Here is a 24,091-nt window from a genome sequence, read left to right as displayed (position 1 = left end):
TTTTGAGTAAGAAGATTATTGTGCTTGGTGGCGGAGCTTCAGGGATGTGTGCCGCTATCTATGCAGCCAGAAATGGTGCGGATGTAACCATAATTGAAAAGAATGATCAGCTTGGAAAAAAGCTGTCTATGACAGGAAATGGAAGGTGTAACCTTTCAAATCTTGATATGAATGAGAAGATGTATAATGCTTCTGCAGAGAAGAGAATGAAGCAGTGGCTTTCTGTATACGGCGTTCTCGATGTAATTAATTTTTTCAAATCCCTTGGAATCGTAATTAAAAGTGAAGACGGATATCTTTATCCTGTATCAGGCCAGGCAGCAACTGTTGTTGATGCCTTTAAGAATGAGCTTAAAAGGCTTGGCGTAGAGGTGATCTTTGGTCAGCAGGGTAAAAGAGTAGAAATAGTAGAGGAAGACGGAGTTAAGAAGTACAAGGTTGTTACCAATGTGGCTTCTTTTATTGCTGATAGAGTTATTATTGCTGTTGGTTCCTATGCTGGGGCTAAGAGTACCATGTCTACCGGCGATGGCTACTACATGTGTCAGCAGCTTGGTATGACTATTAAGGAGACTCATCCAGCCCTTGTTGGCTTTAAGTGCGACGATGATGAGATTCTCCCTGAGAATGGCGTTAGATGTACTGCTGAGATCTCATTTTTACTTGGTAATGAGGCTATTGCTACAGAATATGGTGAGCTTCAGCTTACTAAGGATGGAATATCAGGAATCCCTGTAATGCAGGCCAGTGGTAAGGTTGAGAAATTCCTTTCAGAGGGTAAGCCTATTTACGCCAGCATAAATTTCTTCCCTGATTATGATGACGAGGACTATTCATCCCTGGTTAAAGAGATGATGAGATTCAGGGATGATAGAACCCTTCTTGAGTTCCTTAATGGCTACCACAACAGCAATGTTAACGAGATGGTCATCAGACGCACCAAGATGGGCAGAACCATGAAGATGAAGAACATCTCAGAGAGCATGGTAGATAGTATTCTTTCTAACTATAGAGAGTATAAGATTAAGCTCAAAGAAAGCTTTGGTTATGAGAAAGCCCAGGTAACATCAGGTGGTGTAAGCCTTGGAGATATCAGAGATGATATGACTACTAAGGTTCACGATGGAATCTTTGTGGTGGGCGAACTTGTGGACGTTGATGGAAGGTGTGGTGGTTACAACCTTCAGTGGGCATTTACAAGTGGCTCTATTGCTGGAACAGTGGCTTCACTTTAATGTGGGATAATGCTTGCATTTATCTGCATTATTCTAAGATCTAAATGAAATGGATATTTGGCATGATAAGAATTAACCAGATTAAGATTCTTCACGATGAAGAAAGACATATGGATAATGATGAGCTTCGCAGCCTCCTTCTAAAAAAGACTGCGAAGCTTTTGCGCGTTAATACAGACAATATTGATAAGCTTGAAATTATGAGGCATTCAATCGATGCCCGTAAGAAGCCTGAGATTTATCATATCTACATGGTGGATGTATTCCTCAAAGGCCTTAAGGATGAAGCAGTTTTAAAGAAATGTCGTGATAAGAATGCTTCAGTTACCAAGAAGGTTAAGTACGATTTTGTAAAACAGATTGGTCTTGATAAAGAGACCCTTACTAAAAAGGCAGAGGATGTCAATTCTTCTGATAAGGACAGAATCGTTATTGTAGGTGCTGGTCCAGCCGGACTTTTTGCTGGCTACATGCTTGTACAGAACGGATTTAAGCCTCTAGTACTTGAGCGTGGCTGCGATGTAGATAAAAGAACTGAAATCGTAGAGCATTTCTGGAAGACTGGCGAACTTGATACAAGATGCAACGTTCAGTTTGGTGAAGGTGGTGCCGGCACTTTCTCTGATGGCAAGCTTAATACCATGGTTAAAGATAAGGATGGAAGAGGCAGAAAAGCCCTTGAAATCTTTGTTGAAAATGGCGCTCCTATTGACATCATGTACGATGCAAAGCCTCATATTGGAACAGATATCCTTCGTAACGTTGTAAGGAACATGAGACAGCAGATCATTAAGTGGGGCGGAGAAGTTAGATTCGAAGCCTGTGTCACAGATGTTCTTCTGGATGACAATAATGCGGTAAAAGCGGTTGTAGTTAACGGCGGCGAGACAATCGCCTGCTCTAACATAATTCTTTCAATTGGACACAGTGCCAGAGATACTTTCTACATGCTTAAGGACAGACGTGTTGATATGTCGCCTAAGCCTTTTGCTGTGGGCTTTAGAGTTGAGCATCCACAGAGCCTTATTAACCTGTCTCAGTACGGAATTGAGAATCCAAAAGAGCTATCTGCTGCTCCTTACAAGCTTACTGCCACCACAGAGTCAGGAAGAGGCGTGTACTCTTTTTGCATGTGCCCAGGAGGATATGTTGTTAATGCATCTTCCGAGGAAGGAAGACTTGCTGTTAATGGTATGAGCTACAGTGACAGAGCCGGCAAGAACGCCAACTCAGCTATCATTATTACCGTGGATCCTAAGGACTTTGGTAGCGATGACGTATTATCCGGTGTTGAATTCCAAAGACGTCTTGAAGAAAAGGCTTATAACCTTGGAAAGGGCAAGATTCCAGTTGAGTACTACGGCGACTTTAAGAGAAGTGTAACTGGCGATAATTCTGAGTTTGATGATACTTACAAAAAGAATGAGCCTTCCATGAGAGGTGATTACACCTTTGCTGATGTTCACACTATTCTTTCCGATGACCTTAATCAGGCCTTTGTGGAGGGAATGGAGAAGTTTGGAAGAACCATTAAGGGCTATAACTGCGACGGAGCTCTGGTTTCTGGCGTTGAATCAAGAACTTCATCTCCAGTAAGGATCAATAGAGATGAGAATGGCCAGTCAGTAAACATAAAGGGCATCTATCCTTGCGGAGAAGGTGCTGGATATGCAGGAGGCATCATGTCTGCTGCCATGGACGGAATGAAGATTGCTGAGATGGTTGTAGCTAATATTTGAAACGGTAGATTATGTTGCCTGCGGACTAGATACTATGGATAAAGATGCTTTAAGAAAAGAAATCATGAAAAAGAGAGATGGTTTATCCAGTTCTGATATTGCCCTGAAAAGCAAGATTATAGCTGATAAGCTTTTCCTTCATACTGAATACGTAGAAGCTCAAAGTATTCTTATCTATGCATCTATGCGTAGTGAAGTTACCACTGATGACATTATTATTGATGCACTTGGCAAGGGGAAAAATGTCTTTTGCCCTATATGTACTGATAAGCAAAATGGCATCATGGAATTTGTAAAGATTCAAAGCTTGTCTGATTTATACGAAGGATACTTCGGAATTCGAGAACCAAGAATTGATGAGAATAGCAGCATCTATTCTGGGGAGGTTCAGGAAAGCACTTTATGCATAGTTCCAGGAGTTGCCTTTGATAAGAAGTGTAACAGGATTGGTTACAAGGGCGGATATTACGACAGATATTTTGAACGCTTTCCAAAGCTTAAGAAACTTGCGCTAGCCTTTGATGAGCAGATAGTAGATGAGATAAGCGTTTCTGAATATGATGTGCCTGTTGATGCGATAATCACTGATTCTTGCGTGTTAGATAATAACTGATTGTTTAATATATATAGTTTTTAGCAATGAAGTCTGCAAATATTTGCAGACTTTTTCTTTTGTTGGAATAAAAAGAGGAAAATATTGCACAATCAAGATCCTAGTGCAACTTTTCTGAGTTTTTATCTGTTTATACAGAAGGAGGAGGGTCTTTATTCATCATATGAATAGAGCAGATGAGATTATAAACAATGGATAATAGATGTGACAAGGATAATATAGAGTTAAGCAACATTAAAAAGAAAATTAAATGTGATTGTATAGAACTTCGATCCCTTCATTTAACAACTATTATTATATTTTCGATCATTGCGATAATAGTTGTATTTGGATTTTATTTCCTTTCCAAAGGGAATACAGCAGAATTTTTACAACTAATAAAAATTCCGATATTAGCTATCCCAGTTATTATCTACAAACTTGTGAAGATAATATCCTTAGGTAGGTTTGAGAAAGGTAATTATGAATTGATTCATGGAACCTGTCATAACATTGAAATAGTGACCTGGAAGCTGAGAATATATGAGTGTCAATGTACAACAGATGAAGGTGAAGAAATAATCATTTATGTCAGTAACATTAAGCCTGATATTAAAGGCGGAGATAAGGTGGTTATCGCTAAAATCTGGAGTCAGTCTTTGATATATAGAGTTTAAGAAGGAATAAATAACATGTTAGATGGACTAAATAATCAAAAGAATGATAATAAAAAACTATATAAAATCATTAGATTAACTCTCACAGTGATACTAATTGCTGTAGTGATCATCTCGATTCTTCTTTCAAGGCTGGATTACTCAGACGTGACCACAGCCAATGAGGACTGGTGGAAGTGTCCTGATGGTTATGAAGAATACAGAGTACACAATTACTGGCCCAAGTGGAGTCCATTCTACGAAGAGAGAGTTGGGCTGATCAATCATAATAATGAGACCTTAACTAAGGCAATCTATAAGGACTGGCTTGTATTTGGGGATGATGGCCTTGCCTGGGATTATGAAGGACATCTTATTGATGAGATGGGTGATGTGGCTGTTGATTGTTCATTTGTTTTGAATGAGTATTACTCAGGAAGTCCCAGGAGATTAGCAATAAATACATTTTTGGCTCTTGATGATTATTCTATGCATCAAATAAATGATAGAGCAAGCTTTGGTCGTACATATACTGATAATTATATAGAAACAATGAACAATCCCGTGATTGGTGAATTCGCTGATAACGGTCTTGCCAGATTTAAGGTGATGAAAGTCTTTTCAGACGGCATTGTGAACATCACGGCTGGATTCGTAGACAGAGATGGCAATGTTGCAATAGAGCCTGTTTTTGATAGCGTTAAAGATTTTGATGGCAATGGCTATGCCATTGTCTTTGATCATGGTAACTATGGAATTATCAATGAAAAGGGAGATTACGTAGTCGATCCTGATTATTTAGATATATCTACTATAGTAATTGACGGAGAGCTTTGCTACAGACTTGATAATGGAATTAAATACTTGAATTCTAAGCTTGAGGTTATTGGGGAATAATGAAAACAAAAGGTATTACTATAAACACTAAAATGATCATATACGGACTGATAATGTCAGTGTCAGTTCTTTTGGAAGTATTCTTAAGAGGAATGACTGGAGTAGCAGGTAATATCGCCTATTATGGCATCACAATTGCCAGATTAATCCTGTGTATCTACATGACTTTCGCCTTTGGAAATGAAGCTAGAAAGGGACATGACTATAAGGCCTGTAAAAAGAGCTTTCGATTTTTATCCTATGTCTTTGCTATAGATCTGATTTTTAATCTGATTTTCCTTACATATTACAACGGACATCAGACTACAGAAATGCTTACTACTATTTATCTGTTTTTTGCTATAATAACAATTCTGGAGTTTGTACTTAGCTCATTTGGATATCTCAAGATGTTTCCTGAGAGAAGTGATGATCAGGGATTCTCTTTGAGTAAAGGTATATGGGAATTGCTTAATGTTGGAATAATAGTTGTTTTTATCATGCTGGTGATGAAGTTATTAGCACACGATTATAGCATCCATTATGAAAACTGGTTATGGGTTTTTGTTATTTTATTATTGGTTAGAGAACCTGTTAAATACTATATTTCCAGCCATTGCTCCAGAGCATGATAGAGAGATAGTTCTTTTACCTAACCAAGGTGTTAAACATAGACATTAAAGTTAATGACAACACAAGGAGAGACAGAACGAATGGAAGACAAGAAGAAACGAATAACAAAAAGGATAGTGCGATATCTGATAGTGATTGCTGTGGTTGTGGCATTTGCAATTATCACAAGGCCTTTGTCAGAGCTGGATTATACTAATAGAACGCTTTTGAAAATTAGTGAATATGCTCCTACAACGCAGCAATATGAGGTTCATAACCACTGGCCCAAATGGACTCCTTTCTATGTTGAGAAGTACGGACTAATTGATACAGAGACTGGGGTTCAGACTGAGGCAATCTTTAATGATAAACTCTGGTTTACTGATGAAGGCTATGCCTGGGACTATGAGGGACATTTTGTTGATACACACGGAAATGTAGTAATAGAATGTCAGTCATTATTTAGGGATTACTACAATGGTGATAATCCAAGAAAATATGCTCTGGATGCCTTTAGGGATGGATATTATCTCCCTTATATCAGATACAATGAAACTACATTCCTTAGAAATTATCACGAGACACATGGTGCATATTGGCTTGACGATTTTTTGGAATATACTCCTGATAATGGGCTTATATTATATGCCGTTATTGAGGATAATGATCTTTTGTTTGGATATATGAACTCCGAGGGTGAAGAAGTTGTTCCACCTATATTTGAAAGAGCCTATAACTTTGATGATAACGGATATGCAATAGTCGTTTATTACAATGAACGTGGCTATTGCGGACTCATTGATTCTACAGGAGCCTTTATCCTTGACCCTGAATACGACATTATAGAAGATGTTGATGTAGACGGCGAGACCTGTTATCGCTGGGAAAAGGGCAGTGAAATGGGTATGCTCAATTCTAAGCTTGAACCAATGAACTAATACTACTTGAATGAATCGAGGCATAATATGAAACTAGTTAAAGAAAACAATACAAATAAAATAAATACCATCAATACTAAAATGGTCATCTATGGATTCATAATGACAATTCTTGTTCTTCTTGAATTCTTCATCCCATACAGAAAGGGGCTACATAATTACCTTTTATATTCTATTGTGGCCCTGAGATTTCTGTTGTGCGGATTTATGACCTTTGCCCTTGATAAGGAGATTGATAATGGAAAAGATCTAAGAGCTTGCAGAAACACCTTTGAAGCCCTTTCAATGGTATTTCTTTTTGACTTTGCCTGCAATTTCCTGTTTCAGATAAGGTTCCCGGTATCATATGCAAAAGAAAGCTACAAGTTCTTTTTGGTATTGTCGATTGTTGAATTTGCCATTAGTTCTTTAGCATACTATTTCTTTATTCCAGAAAGGGGAAAAGAAGAAAAGGGACATAAAGCTGCAATAGCCTGGGCACTATTTAATATCTTTATTGTGTCTTTTTTTGTATATGAATTTGTAAGATCTATGGGCTTTAAGAATTTCCACTTGAGCTCTTTTTACATCTTCTATACAATATTTGTTCTCTTTATAAGAGAGCCTATCAAGTACAATCTTGCTAAGAATAAGTCTAAGGAATGAGTCTAAGGAATGAGTCAATGGGGACGGTTCTCTTTTGAGTCAATGGGGACGGTTCTCTTTGACTTATTTTTTAGTTTATGTGCAACATTTTAGAGCGAATATCTGTATAATATATGAGGCCATTGAGAATAGAATGAATCGGATTTTTAGAATTCATTTTGACTCATAGTAAATAAAAAGAGCTAGAAAGTATGTATTTACAGCAATGGGAGGATGGATTTTATGAAAAAGAAATTAGCGCAGGTTTTAGCTGGTGCTATGGCGGCTTCAATACTTATATCTGGTTGCGGGGTTCAGTGGAGTATGAAGGATGATGCAGCTAGTGAGGAGTCTGGTGAAGAAGAAAACATGGGTGGATGCATGTATGTTGTTGAAGATGACTCAGAAGAAGATGCATCTAGCGAGGAATCAACTGAGGATTCAGATGATGAGGCTTTCCTGGATTTTGAGGAGCTTGGAATAGAGAAGTACGAGTATCCAGATGAGTTTGTGATGGGAGATAATCTTAAGGCTGCCATTGAAGAGCTGGCTCTTATGAAGGATGAGTTCCATGCAGAAACTGAGGTTTATAAGGATTACTGGGAAGAGTCATTTATTCATAGCTATCTTAAGAATTCCTGGTTTACTTTTGACTACCTTGCTGAAGATGAGGACGGTCTTTTAACAAAGGAGCAGGTTGAATATGTCAACTATTCACTTACTGGTATGGAGTATTCCTTTGATTCTTTAAAGGATAATGACACAGTAGACACTAGCGAAGCTTCAAGTGGTTTTGGATGGGGAGAGCTTACTGATTATACCTATGAAGGAAAGCAGGACTTTATCACAGTAACAGCTAATTTCACATATCAAAGTGCTGAGATGGAGCTTAATTATGTTCTTACTGTTGAGCTTGTTAAGAATGTATATAGCTGCTTCGATGGATACAGCATTATTTCTTTGACTAAGGCAGAGAATTTTGCAGAGGCTGATGGACAGGAGCATCAATTCTATGCTTATTTTGTTCCGGATTATGTAACTGATGATGGTTACTATGCTTTTGAATATAGTGGAACAGCAGAAGATCTTGCTTATTCACATTTTGTTTATGTTTCATTAACTGATGAGCAGCTTGCACTTGTTGAGAGCGATGAGGGAGCTAAGTACCTGATAACCTTTGTTTTCTCAGAGGGAATGTCAGAGCCAATCGAAAAAGTAGAAGCATTTTCTGTTGAACTTGCTACAAAATAAATATTGATAAAGAGGAGTTATTATGAAAAAGAAGATTATACAGGCTATTGCTGGTTCTATGGCAGCATCAATGATTTTATCAGGCTGTGGAATTCAGTGGAGTATGAAGGATACAGAGGAAGAGGCTACAGAAGAAGCAAGTGTTGAAGCTTCTGATGATGAAGCAGATGAGGCAGACTCTGAGGATTCAGAGGAAGAAGCTGACGCAGAGGACTCCTCCGAAGAGGAAGAAGAGGAAGAAGAGGATACAGAGGCTGCAGTTCCTGGTGAGTGGGAGTCTTCTGAGCTTATGGAGGGTGAAGCTCTTACTGAGGCTGAGCTTGCTGAGTTTGAGGAATTCCTTAGCCAGGAGGATACCTACGGTTTTGTTTATTCAGCATACAAGACACCAGAGGATATTAACTTTAGAGAAGTATTCTATAATGGTGCAGATCTAGAGACTTCTGATTACCCTCAGGAAGCGTATGATGCTTATGTGGCTAAGTTTGAAGATGAAATTGATGGCGATATTGTTGCAATTAAAGGTGAAGATATAAGAAACCTTATTGAGAAAAGAACAGGCATCAAAGACTACGATGTTTCAAAAATGGGTTATACCTATCTTGAAGAATATGATATGTCGTTCCATATTGTAAGTGATTGTAATTATGCTGAAGCAGTATGCTACGAGGGCGTTAAAAATGGAGATATGATTCAGCTTATAATGTATGGACAATCCTATATTTTCAATGATAATAGTATTCGTGTAACCCTTAAAGCAACAGGAGATTCATCTGCTCCTTATCAGTTTGTTTCCTGTCGTGAGCTTTGGGAAGAAAACGCTGAAGATGTAGTTAAGGCAAAGAATTATGACACTGGCGAAACAGTAACCTGCGCATTTAAGATGTCTAGAACTGGTATGGATTGCTGGGTAATTAATGATTACATAGTCTCTATGACTGTTTCCCCTCACTATGCTAATTCAGAGGATTTAAGTCTGACTAATTACGACGAAGTTATAGATGTAGGTTTTTGTGATGTTGATGAAGATGGTTTTGATGATATGATCACAGTCCTTTCAAACGGAAAAGGAACGTTAACAGTTGTAAATAAAGGCTATAAGAGTGAATGGTCCAAAGAACCACTTTTTGGTATTGGAAAATCGAAGGTTTCAAAGTGGCTTAGCGATAATATCGATGAAATGACAGTAGAGAACGTAATCGATTTTATTAAGGATAATGTTGAAGAGTTTGATTCTTATTATGATTATTGATTAACGTCCATAAGACATCCTCAGTATTGTATACATGGACCAGATCATAAGGTGCAAGAAGGGAAAATAGATTATGAAGAACAAAGTAATTAAATCATTAGCTGGTGCTATGGCCGTAACCATGCTTGTTTCAGGCTGTGGAATTCAGTGGCAGCTTAAGGATGATGCTACAGAAGAGACTTCAGAAGAGTCCAGCGAAGAGACTTCTGAAGAAAGCGAAGATGAAGCCGCCACTTCAGATTCATCAGATGATGAAGATACCAAAGAGGCTGAAAAAGAAAATAATACAGAAGATGTTGATAATGTCTATGTATGCAATGCAAATCCTGGCGAATGGGAATCACCAGAGCTTATGGAGGGGGAAGAGCTTACTTCGGACGAACTTGAAAATCTTCGTGAATTCTTCAGCCAGGTAGAGAACTACGGATTTGTAGACGATCCATTTAAAACTGTTCAGGACATTAAATGGGGAGGTGTGCTTAATAATGAAATGGCAGGCCTTGGCTATAGCGATGACTGCCCTCAGGAAGCTATTGACGCCTTAAATGTAGAACGTGAATCAAAAGGCATGGGCTCCCTTATTGGGTACGACGGTTATTATGAAGGTTTATATTATACAACCGGCGATAATTTTAGAGCTTTCGTAGAAGCTAAGACTGGAATGACAGACATTGATGTTCATGAAATTCTTGGCCACTATTTCTATTATGAGCCATACGATGTGTATCTTAACTGTGGTGATCCTTTTATCTACGAAAATGAAATTACATGCGAAAAGGGCGTTAGAAAAGATAATACCATTCAGGTAGAGGTCAGCTATAGCTCCAACCGCTACAATAAGAGAGTTACACTTTTAGAAACAGGCGATGCCAATAACCCATATCAGTTTGTATCCTGCAGACAGCTCTGGGAAAAGGATGCAGTTAAGGTCCTTATCGTAAATAACAAGTATTCAGATGAAACCATTCTTTGCTCTGCAAGATATAATAGAGGTGATGAAAAGCCAAGCGTTCAGCTTATGAACGACTATTGTTCTGGAGAATACAGAACTATTTCTACAGAAGATAATGTATATCCATCTGTTACAGACGTAAAAGAAGTTGCCTTTTGCGACTTAGATGGTGACGGCCTTTCCGACCTCATCGTTACCGCAGTCTGCAACGGCGAAACAGTACCATTCGTATTCAAAGGAAATGAAAGAGTCTATGATTCATATGGCGATACTTACAGAGATTTTGAATACCTTGGTTACAAGACCGATGTTACAGAATGGATATGTGATAATGTCGACAAGCTGAATACAGACGACATTATAGATTATATAAAAGACAATGCTAAAGAATTTGAAGCTTTTTATAACTAATGATTTGTTGAATTATTACATATCTGATTTTATATAGGTGGGCTATAGTGATGTTAGCTATTTCTCAAATGTGTTCAAAAAATATTACGGAATCTCGCCAAGAAGTATGAACAAAGAGTGATATTTACTGTATTTAATTGCATTACAGGACCTTTAAAGCTATAATATTGACATTGTTACATATTTTTGCTTGGGGGTAAGATTATGGAACTTCTTGAAATTTGCAAAAGAGCTAAAAGCGTTAAATTTGACATTCAAAAGCTTTCTTCTGATGACAAGAATAAAGCTCTTTTATGCGTTGCTGACAAATTGGAGACTGAGGCTGAGAGAATTATTGCTGCCAATGACCTTGACTATAAGAATGGTCAGCAAAATGGCATGCATCAGGGGATGCTGGATAGGCTTCGTCTTGATGATAAGCGTATTAAGGCCATGGCAGATGGAATAAGAGAAGTGGTAGGTCTTGAGGATCCGATTGGGACTGAGATTGAGCACTTTGAACGTCCTAATGGACTTAAGATCAAGAAGGTTAGAGTTCCTCTGGGAGTAATAGGTATTATCTATGAATCCAGGCCTAATGTTACCGCCGATGCTTTCGCCCTTACTTTCAAATCAGGTAATGCGGTAATCCTTAAGGGCGGTAGCGATGCAATTAATAGTAACGTTGCTATTTCTGAGATCATTAGAGAAGGATTGTCTGAATCTGGTGTTAATCCGGATGCGGTTCTTCTTATCACAGACACTGACAGAAGTGTTGTTACCCAGTTTATGAAGATGAATGAATATGTTGACGTGCTGATTCCAAGAGGAAGTGCAGGTCTAATTAGGAGCGTTGTTGAGAACGCCACTATTCCTGTTATTGAGACAGGAACTGGTAACTGCCATATCTATGTAGATAAGGATGCTGACATAGATAAGGCTATTAACATTATCATCAATGCTAAGACTCAGCGTATCGGTGTTTGCAATGCTGCAGAATCACTGGTTGTTCACAAGGACATTAGTAAAGAGTTCCTTCCAAAGTTTAGTAAGGCTATGAATGAGCACGGCGTTGAGGTCAGAGCTGATGAGGCCAGCCGCTCATACATTGAGGATTCTAAAGAGGTAACAGAAGAGGACTTTGGTAAAGAGTTCCTTGACTATATTATTTCAGTTAAGACTGTATCAAGCGTTTCAGAGGCAATCGACCATATTAACAGATATAATACTGGTCACTCAGAAGCTATCATAACAGAGGATAAGGAGTCAGCAGCTCTTTTCCTTAATCTTGTTGATGCGGCCTGTGTTTACGTCAATGCATCTACTAGATTTACAGATGGCTTTGAATTTGGCTTTGGTGCTGAGATTGGCATAAGCACACAGAAGCTCCACGCAAGAGGCCCTATGGGACTTAAGGAGCTTACAAGTTATAAATATCAGATCATTGGGGATGGTCAGATAAGAAGTTAAGGTTTTGGGGGTTTTTGGCAATGATGACAAATGAAGAAATGCAGACAGCCAGGGAGCATATAATTGAGATATCAAGGCAGCTCCACGATATAGGTCTGCTTGTTAGAACCTGGGGCAATATCAGCTGCAGAGTAGATGACGATCACTTTCTTATTACACCAAGTGGTATTAAGTATGAGGATCTCACACCAGAGATGATCGTTCTGGTTAAAATCAGTGACTTAAGTCATGAAGGCGATGTTACTCCATCAAGTGAGAAGGCAGTTCATGCTGTATGTTATAAGGCAAGGAAGGAAACACAGTTTATCATTCATACACATCAGGTGTATGCTTCCTGCGCAGGTACACTTGGACTTAAGAAGGTCCTTACCTACTTTGAGGATGATGAGGATGTTGTGATCCCTGTGGCACCATACGCACTTCCAGGTACACAGAAGCTTGCAGAGAATGTGGAGATGACAGTTAAGAAGTTCCCTGAGATAAATGGATTTATCATGGCTAACCATGGAACAATCTGCCTTGGAGGTAACTCTAACGAGGCTTTCTACGAGGCTGAGAAGATGGAGGTTGCTTGCAACAATTTCCTTATTGATGTTTGTAAGACCGATATGCACCATGGTGTAATAGTAGGTTTTAACTCTCATTTAGAGGGTGATGAGATTGTATATGATATACCTGATACTCCAGAGCGCGTTAAGAACATTCACAAAGAGATCTACAAGAAGCGCCCTGATGTTAAGTATATCGTTCACAATAAGTCAGCGGCTGTTATGACAGTTTCAAGAAGAGCTAATCATATGAGACCTCTTCTTGACGATTTTGCTCAGCTCATTGGCTATAGTGTTAAGGTTCCAAGCAATGAATATGGCAAGGACGGACAGAATTTCCATAATATCAAGAAGCATGTAAATGCGGTATTTGCGCTTAATGATGGTGCATACTGCCTTGGCTCTACTGAGGATGACGCACTGGCAGTGGCAGATGTTCTTGATAAGGGATGTATCGCCCATATTGCCGTTATGAGACATGGAGAGGGTCACTATCTTTCATTGTTTGAGTCTATCAAGATGAACAGACATTATAGAAAGAGTTATTCTAAGCTTGCTGACATTAAGAAGTAATTTGGCGTAAATATGTTATTTGACAGGATGAGGATGACTAAATGATAAAGAGACCAGAATACATTAAAAAAGGCGACACAATAGGCATTACAGCACCATCCTTTGGAGCTTCAACTGAGCCCTACAGTCTTATGTTTGATGTTTCCCTTGGCAAGATAAAGGACAGAGGCTACAAGATTCTTGAGGGCGAAACAGCAAGAAAGGGTGATGGCCTTGGAATCAGTACAGATCCTAAGGTTTGTGCAAAAGAGCTTGTGAAGTTCTATAAGAACAGCGACTGCCAGGCTATTATTTCTGCTGGCGGCGGAGAGCTTATGTGTGAGACGGTCTCTAATATCGATTTTGAAGAACTTAAGGCCTATAAGCCTAAGTGGTTCATGGGATATTCTGACAATACCAATTTTGTCTTTCCTCTAGTAACTATTACAGGTGTGCAGGGGATTTATGGTCCATGTATTTCTAACTTTTCCAAGATCTGGGAGACTCCTGAAGAGGATGCCTTTGCTATCTTAGAAGGTACCAAGAGCTCTTTTGAAGGCTATGATCAGTTTGTTGATCCTGTTAATGATGTTAAGGTCACTGATTATACCAATTACAGCTTTGAAAAGAAATACAGATATGACACTCCTAAGGTTCTTAGCTCTTTTACCCCTTCAAATGGAGTGCTGGTAAAGGCTTCTGAGGATCAGGAGGTTGCATTTAACGGAGTATTACTTGGCGGATGCCTTGATATTCTGGTTAATATCGCAGGAACAAGGTTTGATAACATGAAGGAGTTCAATGCTCAGAATAAGGATGTGGTCTGGGTTATTGAATGCTGCGAGCTCAATCCTATGGCTATCAGAAGAAGTATGTGGTGCCTTAAGGAGGCTGGCTGGTTTGACAGCGCAAAGGGCTTTGTTATTGGACGACCAGAGCTGGCATATCATCAGAACTTCATGGGTGTTGACAGAATCAACGCAGTAACAGATCCGTTAAAAGAACTAGGCGTTCCAGTTATTATGGACGCTGATATTGGACATATTGATCCTATGCTTCCGGTTATTATGGGGGCTGATGCACGAGTTTCAGCGTTAGGTAACAGATTTAGGATTGAATATTAAAATGACAAAAAAGCTAGTAATTAGCCTGCTTTCTGTCATAGTGACGGTGGCTCTTTTCCTTGTCATCTGGCTTTTGTTAAAGGCTGGAGACAGTAGTGAAGAGCTTGCCTATGACAGCAATGTATTTGAGTCAGTATCAGCCCTTGATGCTCTTAATATGGGGCTGATAGATGGTTCTGCCTTTGATGAGGGAAACTCAGATTCAAGTAGTGCAGGCAGTGTTCCAACAGAATCAGTAGTAGTAAGTATTTCCCTCAGGTCAATTCAGAATGACCTAAAAATAAAGCTTTCTGATGCTAATACCGGTAAGCTTATTTCTGGTGTAGAACTTTCTGTGGTTATTTCTTCTGGTGGTCAGGACAATACCATGAGCGACGTGGACAAGGATGGAATCATCTATATTTCAGGCCTTGCAAAGGGTGATTACACTGTATCTTTGGTGCCTTCAACCCAGGACAATACCTCATATTCAGCGCAGCAGACTTCAACGATTACAGTTAATGATGCCATCCAGTATACCAAGGTAGACGTAAGTGATGAGATCAAGACTGAGGCTGAAGTTAATGTAGCCAACGAGGATACCAAGGTTTACGATGAGGATGAAACCTCGCTTTCTGATGATAAGAGTAGTTCCTCCAGTGCTGCAACCAGTGCGGAAGAGTCCTATGATGAGGATATTTCCCAGGAGGCAGAGGATCTCCTTGCTCAGATAGAGGAAGAGAATAACGCCGCAGGTGGTGATAATGGCAATAACGGCGGTGATACAACGCCAGCTGTTGATGTAACTACAACTCCAGAGTATATGGCTGCCCATGCAGGCAGAAAAGGTATTGATGTATCCAAGCACAACGGATCCATTGACTGGAATGCAGTTAAAAACTCCGGTGTTGAATTTGTAATTATCAGATGTGGCTATAGAGGATCAAGCTCTGGCGCCCTCATTATTGATCCAATGTTTGAAACCAACATAAATGGCGCCAGAAACGCAGGCCTTGATGTGGGAGTATATTTCTTTTCACAGGCTGTTAATGAATCTGAGGCTGTAGAAGAGGCTTCCATGGTTCTTAGTCTTATTGATGGATATTCTCTTCAGTGCCCGGTTTATATGGACGTTGAGAAGAGTAATGGAAGAGGCGATGGTATTTCTGTAGATGAAAGAACTGCCACTATCCATGCATTTCTTTCAACCATATCAGGATCAGGTTATTCCTGCGGAATTTACTCAAACAAAAAGTGGTTTGAGGGAATGATAAGTACCTCATCCCTTACAGGATACAATATCTGGCTTGCCCAGTATGTGGACCTTCCAACATATTCAGCCACCAAGTATGATATGTGGCAGTATTCTTCCAAAGGCCAGGTTCCAGGCATAAATGGTAACGTTGATATGAACGTTATCAGGTAATTCTGGTTATATATTATTTATGATGTTTAGCGTTATTTTATGTGCAATTCCGTTAACCTCCAATTATAATTTAATTGCTAATGGAATGAATTAATATGGAGGTTAATTCTATGAGTAAATTTTTTAAATGCTTTTTGGGATTTACACTTTCACTTATACTTGCTGCTACAATCTTTGCGCAGACATCTTACGCTTACAGCGACAGACCTGAGTACTTCGACTTTGGAGATACTGTTATCTCCATGAATGCAGGTACTACTAGAGAGGTTTGGTTTAGATCAGTGTATGACTACACCTATTATGTTGGTGATCATACCAGTAGCGGAACTTATGTAGAGTGCACCTATAAGGGCGGTACAGAGAATATCGTTATCCATATAGGAGCAGATGAGACTGTTAAAAATGTCTTTTTCCATTTCTATGTACTTGATGAGAGAGTTCATACTGAAGATGTTCACGATTGTATAGAAGTTTATGTACAGAACATCCAGACTTCTTATCCAAGCATCCAGGCACCAATAGCTGGTGGCAAGACTGGAAGCCTTAGTAAAAACGGAAATGTTGCTATGCTCTACAATCAGAACGGAACAGCAATGGCTTCATTTTCACTGAGCCTTGGGAATGGCAATATGGCATCCCTTGGAATTAAAGGAATAGTTAATAACGGTAGCAATTACTTTGACGTGATAAGCGGATCTGCTAATGCTACTCCGGTAATATCAGAATCTGATAAACAAGTAATGATAGCAAACGGTTATGCCGGCGTCTGCGTGAACGGAGTGTATAAGAATTGGCCATGAAAATAGTTTTTTTGGACAGAAAATCCATCGGGGAAGACATTGATCTGTCAGGATTTGACAGATTCGGAGAGGTGGTCATCTACGACTACTCAAGCGTTGACGAAGTACCAGCGAGAGTTGAAGATGCAGACATAATCATTCTTAACAAGGTTCCAATCAATGAAAAGACAATTGGACAGGCTAAGAATCTTAAACTGGTATGTGTGACAGCTACAGGAACCAATAACCTTGATAAGGATTATCTGGACCAGAGAAATATAGCATGGCGCAATGTGGCAGGCTATTCAACTGAAGCAGTTGCTCAGCATACATTTTCTCTTTTGTTCTATCTGTATGAGCATCTTGCTTATTACGATGAATACGTTAAGAGCGAGAAGTATGTAGGAGACAGGCTCTTTACTCATTTTGAGGAGCATTTTAATGAAATTCAGGGTAAGAACTGGGGTATCATCGGTCTTGGAGCCATCGGTAAGAGAGTAGCCCAGATTGCAGAGTGCTTTGGAGCTAATGTTTCATACTATTCTACAAGTGGTAAGAACCATGATAACACCTATAAAGAGGTTTCCTTTGATGAGCTTCTTGCAAACAGTGATGTTATCTCAATCCACGCTCCACTTGATGATAACACCCTTCATCTCATAGATGCTGCGGCTCTTAAGAAGATGAAGAAGAGTGCGATTCTTATCAATGTGGGAAGAGGACCTATCATTGTTGAGTCTGACCTGGCAGATGCCCTTGAAAATGGCGAGATAGCTGCTGCCGGACTTGATGTTCTTGATGTCGAGCCAATGTCCCCAGAGAATCCTCTTAGAAGGATCAAGGATAGCAATAAGCTTATAATCACACCTCATATTGCATGGGCTGCTGTAGAAGCAAGACAGAGGCTTATGAAGATCATTGAGGGACAGGTAGAAGAATTTCTTAGATAATAATAGAGCCAGCGATTAAGGTCGCTGGTTCTTTTTGCATTAAAATAGCCAGGAGCTTTATACTCCTGGCTATATCTTTAATTTGCTGATTTAACTTTCATCCATTCTTCTGAGTAAAGCTTATCGCCGTCAGCTCCAAGATACTTGTAGGCTTCTGAAGGGAAGGAATCAAGGTCTGGGAAAGCTACCTTTGAATTCTTGATGTCCTCATCCTCGATATTAGCCTGAGCCTCCGTGTTAGGAGTAGAGTAGGTGATGTACTCAAAGTTCTTAAGAGCAATATCACCACGGCACATAAAGTCGATCCACTTCTCAGCGTTCTCAACGTTCTTAGATCCCTTTGTGATTACCCAGGAATCAATCCAGATATTAGTACCTTCCTTAGGAACCACATATACAAGATCTGGGTTCTCACGGGCTGTATAGATAGCTTCTCCGGAATAGATAACTCCGATAGCAGCCTCTTCACCGATCATCTTGTCACGAACCTGGTCAATAACATAGGCCTGAACTAATGGCTTCTGAGCAATGAGATCCTCTGTAGCCTTAGAAACCTCAGCTGGATCTGTTGTATTCATTGAATAACCATTGCGTAAAAGAGATATCATATAAGCGTCTCTTACGGAATCCTGCATAAGGATCTGTCCTGAGTATTTCTCATTCCAAAGGATATCCCAGCTATCTACCACGTCATCAACCATGGTCTTGTTGTAGAGGATACCTACAGTTCCCCAGCAATATGGAACAGCATAAAGGTTGCCTGGATCAAAGTCCTGGCTCTTTTCCCAGTACTGCTCACCAATATTGGCCTTGGCATTTGGGATATTATCAAAGTTAAGAGGCTGAACCATGTCGTTTTCTATAAGCTTCTGGATCATATAATCAGAAGGGCACACAACATCGTAAGCTGATGTGTCGTTGGCAAGCTTAGCATACATGATCTCATTGGTCTCAAACATGTCATAGACAACGTCGATGCCTGTCTCTTCTTCAAACTGCTTAATAACGTCTTCGTCAATGTATTCGCCCCAGTTATAAACATAGAGCTTACCATTTGAGCCGGCGTTTGAATTGCCACCAGAACAAGCTGTTACAGCAGATGCTACAAGCCCCATAGCAAGAGCTACAGATAGAAATCTCTTTTTCATAATCCTCTTATTTCTCCTTGGTCTTATTATTAGGTACTCTGTACACGATCATAAGAAGTGTCAGAACAACCACAAATATTATAGCAGAAAGTGCGTAGATTTCAGGCTGGATTCCTCTTTTAACTTCATTGTAGATGAGAGTTGAGAGGGTTTCAAAGCCTGAACCCTTTGTAAAGTATGTGATGATGAAGTCGTCCAGAGACATGGTAAAGGCCATCAGCGCACCTGACACGATTCCTGGAACGATGTCAGGAAGCATGGTCTTACGGAAGGCATAAAATGGTGATGCTCCAAGATCTAAGGCAGCTTCATATACATAGAAATTCAGGTTCTTGATCCTTGGCATTACGCTGAGCATTACAAATGGAATGTCGAAGGTGATGTGTGCCAAAAGGATAGTAGAAAAGCCTGATCCAATGTGCAAAAACTTAAATAAAAGCATAAGTGAGATACCGGTTACGATATCAGCGTTGATCATAGGAATATTGGTAACGCCCATGATCATTGACCTGAGCTTAGGACTAAGTCCTATCATGGCGATACAGGTAATAGTTCCAATAATCGTTGAGAAGATTGTTGCCAGCACTGCGATTGAAAAGGTGTTGATAAGTGCGCTTGCAACAGCTTCATCTGAAAATAGTCTTACGTACCAGTTGAGAGTGAAGCCTCCCCATTTAGCTCTTGATTTACTTGAGTTAAAAGAGAGAACGATCAAAGTAATAATTGGTGCGTACATGAACAGTAAAAGGATTCCAAGGTAGATCTTTTTAAATATGTTCTTCATATCAGCCCTGTCCTCCCTTCTTATCAGCCATGGATTCAATGATCATGTTGATAAAGATAAATATCATAAGCACGATTGAAAGACCACTTCCAAGGTGCCAGTTATAGGCCTGAGTAAACTGCTGCTCAATAATATTACCGATAAGAAGGATTTTGGATCCGCCAAGCATTGTAGAAATGGCGAAGGTTGTAAGAGCAGGGATAAAGACCATAGTAATACCACTAAGAATACCAGGAGCTGAAAGCGGAAGAGTAATCTTAAGGAAGGTCTGAACTGTGCCTGCGCCAAGGTCTCTTGCGGCGTTTATTACGTTATCATCAATCTTGGACAGTGAATTATAAATAGGCAGGATCATAAAAGGCAGGAAGTTGTAAACCATACCAAGTACGATGGCGCTTGAAGTATTGATGATATTGATTCCTGGAAGTCCAAAGAAGGACAGGACAGTATTGATAACGCCTTTACCCTCTAACAGTGTCATCCAGGTAAGAGTTCTAAGCAGGAAATTCATCCACATAGGCAGGATGAACAGTGTAACTATGTAGGTATTTCTTTTGAGCTTCATGGAAGATAAGATCATTCCAAGAGGATATGCTAAAAGAAAGCATATTATGGTGCTGATAACTGCAAGGAGCACAGACTTAACAAGAGCCTTGAAGTAGCCAGACTCTGCTATAGTCGCGATGTTTGACATGGTAAAAGAGCCATTGTCATCAGTTATTCCATAGAAGATCACCATGCAAAGAGGAACAACGATAAAAACAACTGCCCAAAGTATGTAAGGTAAAGCCATGAGGGCAGCACTTTGGCGGTTTTTAAACAGTTTCACTTATGGCCTCCTCATCCTCAGATACTGGGACATTCATGATCTGAATGTTAAATGGATCTACCTTGATACCGACCTTAGAACCTACCTCAGAGAGCTTAGTAGAATGAACAAGCCATTCATAGCCATTTGCCTCAACGTCCATCTCATAGTGAACGCCCTTGAAGGTAAGATCTGTAACAACACCTTCAATTGTGCCCTCAGAAGGAGCCACAAGCTCAACATCCTCAGGTCTTATAACAACGTCAACAGGCTTATTCTCGCCAAAGCCCTTATCTACGCAGGCAAACTTGGCTCCAAGAATCTCAACCAGCTCATCTCTTATCATAGTAGAGCGGATGATGTTACTGTCGCCGATAAAGTCTGCAACGAAGGCGTTCTCAGGCTCGTTGTAGATAGTCTCAGGAGAACCTTCCTGCTGTATATAGCCCTGGTTCATAACTACGATATGATCTGACATGGTAAGAGCTTCTTCCTGATCGTGTGTTACATAGATGAAGGTGATTCCAAGCTCTTCCTTAAGCCTTTTAAGCTCGTACTGCATGTCCTGACGCATCTTAAGGTCAAGAGCTCCAAGAGGCTCGTCCAAAAGAAGAACCTTAGGCTCGTTAACGATAGCTCTTGCAATAGCGATTCGCTGTTGCTGACCACCGGAAAGAGAGTCAGGCATACGATTCTCATAGCCCTCAAGGTTAACAAGCTTAAGAGCGTACTTTATCTTATCCTTGATATAGCTGTCGGACTTGTTCTTGATTTTGAGACCGAAAGCGATGTTTTCATATATATTCATATGGGTAAAAAGAGCATACTTCTGAAATACAGTATTAAGCTGCCTTTTGTTTGGTGCCAGATCTGTGATATCTTTTCCATCAAAAATAACTCTTCCAGTATCAGGCTTTTCAAAACCGCCGATAATTCGAAGAGTAGTAGTCTTACCACAGCCACTGGGACCAAGGAGAGTAACAAAAGAATTCTCGTAAATTGAAAGATTAAGATCATCCAGAATAGTCTGTCCATCGTAGGACTTAGTAATGTGCTCAAGTGTAATTAAGTCTCTGCCCATTTTAACCCGTTTCTCCTCGCATTTCATAAGAAATATTTTATACAATCTTCTTTATTTTATATGAGTTTCATAAAGTGTCAATTATAATAATCAATTTTATCACGGAAAATTGCAAACAATGGAAAATAAGCAAAAAAACTTTTTACACATCTGATTATTGTGATAAAATGGGACTTGTAAAGATGCATATTTTTTTAACAAACCAGGAGGCAAAGCGGTAATGGCTGGAAAAGATAAGTACGTAGCCTATGTGTCTAGCTACACTTCAGGACTTGGCACAAAGTACGGAATCAGAATTTATGATGTAGACTTAAAGAAGGGAAGACTTACTGAGAAGCAGAAGGTTGAGATTACCAACTCCTCTTATATTGCTATTTCCCATAGCGATAAGACTCTTTATTCAATTACAGATTCAGGTGTTGAGGCATATCGCATTCTTCCTGATGGCGGACTTGAATTCTTAAATGAAGCTTCTATTAACGGTATGCGTGGATGCTACGTTAATATGGATCACGAAGATAAATACCTTATTACAGCAGGTTATCACGATGGTAAGGTTACAGTTCTTAGACTTAACAAGGATGGCAGCATCGGTGAGATCACTGATGAGAGATACCACAAGGGCCTTGGAACTGCAGCTGGTCGTAACCACGTTCCACACGTTCAGTGTATTAAGATTTCTAAAGATAATAAGTATGTTCTTGCTGCAGATCTTGGCATGGACAGAATCAATGTATATAACTTCGATATGGAGACTGGTAAGATCAAGGAAGACAGCGTTATTCACTGTGACCAGGAATCTTCACCAAGACACATGCAGTTCTCTAAGGATGGCAGATTCCTTTATGTTTGCCTTGAGCAGAAGTGCACAATCGATGTTTACGAGTTCGTTGAGGTTGACGGAGAGCCTGAATTCAACAAGATTCAGTCAGTATCCAACTCAGAGGAAGCAGATTCAATCGGTGTAGCTTGCAGCGCACTCACATTCTCAGAGGATAGTAACTTCCTTGTAAGCTCAACAGCTGGTGAGAACAATGCTATCGTTTACAAGGTTGATAAGGAGACAGGCCTTCTTACTAAGAAGATTCAGCTTCCTGTAGCAGGAGAGTATCCTAAGGATGCATCTCTTTTCCCTGATAACAAGCACCTTGTTTCACTTAACCATGAATCAGACTCACTTACATTCTTTACAGTTGATATGGATAAGGGCACAATGGTCATGAACGGACCAGAGCTTCCAATCTCTAGACCTAACTGTATTGTTTTCCATAAACTGGAGGCTTAAATGACTTTTGATATTTTTACCGAAGAAGGTTTAAAATCATCTGGGTATCAAATAGATACCCGGATGATTTCTCTTTTTAAAAAGCATAAGCTGTTATTTTTTAATGGATATATTGCTTTTGTTATACTGGCTGGTATTGCTACAATGTTTTGTGTATTATATACCAAGCCTCTTGCTTCAATGCTTTGCTATTACATAGGTTATGTATTGGTAATTGTATTTTATGTTTCTTTAGTAAATGCATTGATTTCTCCATCAAAAAGAAGTCTTTCTGATAAAGAAAAATTTGATTATAATCTGTACACATTCCACAATTTTTCTAAAAAGAAACCTGTAAAGAATAAGTCTGCTTTATTTATTGCCCATTATGAGGCATGTAAAGGGGATTTTGACGCTTGTAACAATGCGTTAAAGCATATTACCGGGGTTGCTGGATTGGATCGCTATTTGCAAAAGAGCTATGATCTTATTCTTTTTGTTGTTGCTATCCACAACGGATCCTTTGAGCTTGCTGAGAAATATTTAGCAGAATACAGTGCTATTGAGATTAAGTATGATAATACATTTATTTCATCTGATGAGTTAAGCAAATGGCTTTCTAATAAAGCCTTACCTGAGAATGTAGGCGAGAGAATAGCAGAAGTTAAGCTTTCTCATACTAATGATGGTTGTAGTTTGGTAAAATCCTACGTGTTAAGTACACTTAGCTTTTTTGCTTTTGCATTGGCATTTTACTGGCTTGGATTTTACTTTGATCCATACTTTAAAATTTCGGTTCTTGCTTCAGCTAATGCAATTCCTTACCTGTGGGCGACTGTTGTTATAGTTGCGCTAGGTTTAATTGCATCCATTTCCTTTAACTGGCGCCTGAGGTTTTCTACAACAATAGTCAGGGTAGTTATTGCAGGAGCATCAGTTATTTATGCTTTTGAAGCTTTTGTAATTATTAAGAACTGTACAGTACTTGCTTTGAAGTTGGCTGACATTATGTGAGATTACATATTCTGTAGATGAAAGAAACCGGGGCTTCCGGATAGCCA

Annotated in this window: 24 protein-coding genes; 20 read left to right on the top strand and 4 right to left on the bottom strand. The window is 39.5% G+C overall.

The window, feature by feature from the left end; all coding sequences use genetic code 11:
* Positions 1-2: 2 nt before the first annotated feature.
* From T541_RS0111005 to T541_RS0110925, 18 genes are all read left to right on the top strand, one after another.
* Positions 3-1,235 (top strand): aminoacetone oxidase family FAD-binding enzyme, encoded by a 1,233-nt coding sequence (locus T541_RS0111005; protein ID WP_026652787.1) that lies wholly within the window; start codon positions 3-5, stop codon positions 1,233-1,235.
* A gap of 62 nt (positions 1,236-1,297) precedes the next feature.
* Positions 1,298-2,974, top strand: a complete 1,677-nt coding sequence (locus T541_RS0111000) for an NAD(P)/FAD-dependent oxidoreductase (protein WP_026652786.1) — start codon at positions 1,298-1,300, stop codon at positions 2,972-2,974.
* 34 nt (positions 2,975-3,008) lie between these two features.
* Positions 3,009-3,587: a 5-formyltetrahydrofolate cyclo-ligase gene (locus tag T541_RS0110995; RefSeq protein WP_026652785.1), complete on the top strand. Its 579-nt coding sequence runs from the start codon at positions 3,009-3,011 to the stop codon at positions 3,585-3,587.
* Positions 3,588-3,778: 191 nt separating this feature from the next.
* Positions 3,779-4,243 (top strand): hypothetical protein, encoded by a 465-nt coding sequence (locus T541_RS0110990; protein ID WP_026652784.1) that lies wholly within the window; start codon positions 3,779-3,781, stop codon positions 4,241-4,243.
* A gap of 15 nt (positions 4,244-4,258) precedes the next feature.
* Positions 4,259-5,119: a WG repeat-containing protein gene (locus T541_RS0110985; RefSeq protein ID WP_026652783.1), complete on the top strand. Its 861-nt coding sequence runs from the start codon at positions 4,259-4,261 to the stop codon at positions 5,117-5,119.
* Positions 5,119-5,730 carry a hypothetical protein gene (locus tag T541_RS0110980; RefSeq protein ID WP_026652782.1) on the top strand — a complete coding sequence of 204 codons (612 nt, stop codon included), beginning with the start codon at positions 5,119-5,121 and terminating at the stop codon, positions 5,728-5,730. Before T541_RS0110985 ends, T541_RS0110980 begins: the two co-directional genes overlap by 1 nt.
* Positions 5,731-5,811: 81 nt before the next feature.
* Entirely contained in the window at positions 5,812-6,648 is an 837-nt protein-coding gene (locus T541_RS0110975; RefSeq protein WP_026652781.1) for a WG repeat-containing protein, read from the top strand.
* Positions 6,649-6,675: 27 nt separating this feature from the next.
* A complete protein-coding gene (locus T541_RS0110970; RefSeq protein ID WP_026652780.1) occupies positions 6,676-7,293 on the top strand; it encodes a hypothetical protein in 618 nt (205 codons plus the stop codon).
* A gap of 222 nt (positions 7,294-7,515) precedes the next feature.
* Entirely contained in the window at positions 7,516-8,523 is a 1,008-nt protein-coding gene (locus tag T541_RS0110965; protein WP_026652779.1) for a hypothetical protein, read from the top strand.
* A 22-nt stretch (positions 8,524-8,545) separates the two neighbouring features.
* Positions 8,546-9,775: a hypothetical protein gene (locus tag T541_RS0110960; RefSeq protein ID WP_026652778.1), complete on the top strand. Its 1,230-nt coding sequence runs from the start codon at positions 8,546-8,548 to the stop codon at positions 9,773-9,775.
* A 73-nt stretch (positions 9,776-9,848) separates the two neighbouring features.
* Positions 9,849-11,138 (top strand): hypothetical protein, encoded by a 1,290-nt coding sequence (locus T541_RS0110955; protein WP_026652777.1) that lies wholly within the window; start codon positions 9,849-9,851, stop codon positions 11,136-11,138.
* A gap of 37 nt (positions 11,139-11,175) precedes the next feature.
* The gene (locus tag T541_RS22205) at positions 11,176-11,259 is read left to right on the top strand and encodes an AraC family transcriptional regulator (protein ID WP_081779941.1); all 84 of its coding nucleotides are present in this window, start codon (positions 11,176-11,178) and stop codon (positions 11,257-11,259) included.
* An 83-nt stretch (positions 11,260-11,342) separates the two neighbouring features.
* Positions 11,343-12,587: a glutamate-5-semialdehyde dehydrogenase gene (locus T541_RS0110950; RefSeq protein ID WP_026652776.1), complete on the top strand. Its 1,245-nt coding sequence runs from the start codon at positions 11,343-11,345 to the stop codon at positions 12,585-12,587.
* Positions 12,588-12,607: 20 nt separating this feature from the next.
* A complete protein-coding gene (locus tag T541_RS0110945) occupies positions 12,608-13,708 on the top strand; it encodes a class II aldolase/adducin family protein (RefSeq protein ID WP_026652775.1) in 1,101 nt (366 codons plus the stop codon).
* A 41-nt stretch (positions 13,709-13,749) separates the two neighbouring features.
* Positions 13,750-14,811, top strand: coding sequence for a S66 family peptidase (locus tag T541_RS0110940; protein ID WP_081779940.1), 1,062 nt, complete (start codon positions 13,750-13,752; stop codon positions 14,809-14,811).
* A 1-nt stretch (position 14,812) separates the two neighbouring features.
* On the top strand, positions 14,813-16,216 hold the full coding sequence (locus T541_RS20735) for a glycoside hydrolase family 25 protein (RefSeq protein ID WP_051538207.1): 1,404 nt from the start codon (positions 14,813-14,815) through the stop codon (positions 16,214-16,216).
* Positions 16,217-16,326: 110 nt separating this feature from the next.
* On the top strand, positions 16,327-17,016 hold the full coding sequence (locus T541_RS0110930) for a hypothetical protein (RefSeq protein ID WP_026652773.1): 690 nt from the start codon (positions 16,327-16,329) through the stop codon (positions 17,014-17,016).
* Positions 17,013-17,945 carry a D-2-hydroxyacid dehydrogenase gene (locus T541_RS0110925; RefSeq protein ID WP_026652772.1) on the top strand — a complete coding sequence of 311 codons (933 nt, stop codon included), beginning with the start codon at positions 17,013-17,015 and terminating at the stop codon, positions 17,943-17,945. Before T541_RS0110930 ends, T541_RS0110925 begins: the two co-directional genes overlap by 4 nt.
* Before the next feature lie 77 nt (positions 17,946-18,022).
* Here T541_RS0110925 and T541_RS22075 read toward each other — a convergent pair whose 3' ends face one another.
* Genes T541_RS22075 through T541_RS0110905 form a run of 4 tightly spaced genes read right to left on the bottom strand, consistent with a single transcriptional unit; the run spans position 18,023 to position 21,766 of the window.
* The gene (locus T541_RS22075; protein WP_026652771.1) at positions 18,023-19,093 is read right to left on the bottom strand and encodes an ABC transporter substrate-binding protein; all 1,071 of its coding nucleotides are present in this window, start codon (positions 19,091-19,093) and stop codon (positions 18,023-18,025) included.
* 7 nt (positions 19,094-19,100) lie between these two features.
* On the bottom strand, positions 19,101-19,877 hold the full coding sequence (locus T541_RS22070; protein ID WP_026652770.1) for an ABC transporter permease: 777 nt from the start codon (positions 19,875-19,877) through the stop codon (positions 19,101-19,103).
* Position 19,878: 1 nt separating this feature from the next.
* The gene (locus tag T541_RS0110910; protein WP_034466882.1) at positions 19,879-20,670 is read right to left on the bottom strand and encodes an ABC transporter permease; all 792 of its coding nucleotides are present in this window, start codon (positions 20,668-20,670) and stop codon (positions 19,879-19,881) included.
* Between the two features lie 22 nt (positions 20,671-20,692).
* Positions 20,693-21,766: an ABC transporter ATP-binding protein gene (locus T541_RS0110905; protein WP_026652768.1), complete on the bottom strand. Its 1,074-nt coding sequence runs from the start codon at positions 21,764-21,766 to the stop codon at positions 20,693-20,695.
* 220 nt (positions 21,767-21,986) lie between these two features.
* Between T541_RS0110905 and T541_RS0110900 the strand changes: the two genes are divergently transcribed.
* Positions 21,987-23,051 (top strand): lactonase family protein, encoded by a 1,065-nt coding sequence (locus T541_RS0110900; RefSeq protein ID WP_026652767.1) that lies wholly within the window; start codon positions 21,987-21,989, stop codon positions 23,049-23,051.
* Positions 23,052-24,044, top strand: coding sequence for a hypothetical protein (locus T541_RS0110895; protein ID WP_026652766.1), 993 nt, complete (start codon positions 23,052-23,054; stop codon positions 24,042-24,044).
* The last annotated feature ends 47 nt before the right edge of the window (positions 24,045-24,091 follow it).

The organism is Butyrivibrio proteoclasticus P6B7 (assembly GCF_000622085.1).
Classification (GTDB): Bacteria; Bacillota; Clostridia; order Lachnospirales; family Lachnospiraceae; genus Butyrivibrio; species Butyrivibrio proteoclasticus_A.
This window is presented reverse-complemented; position numbering and strand designations above follow the sequence as displayed.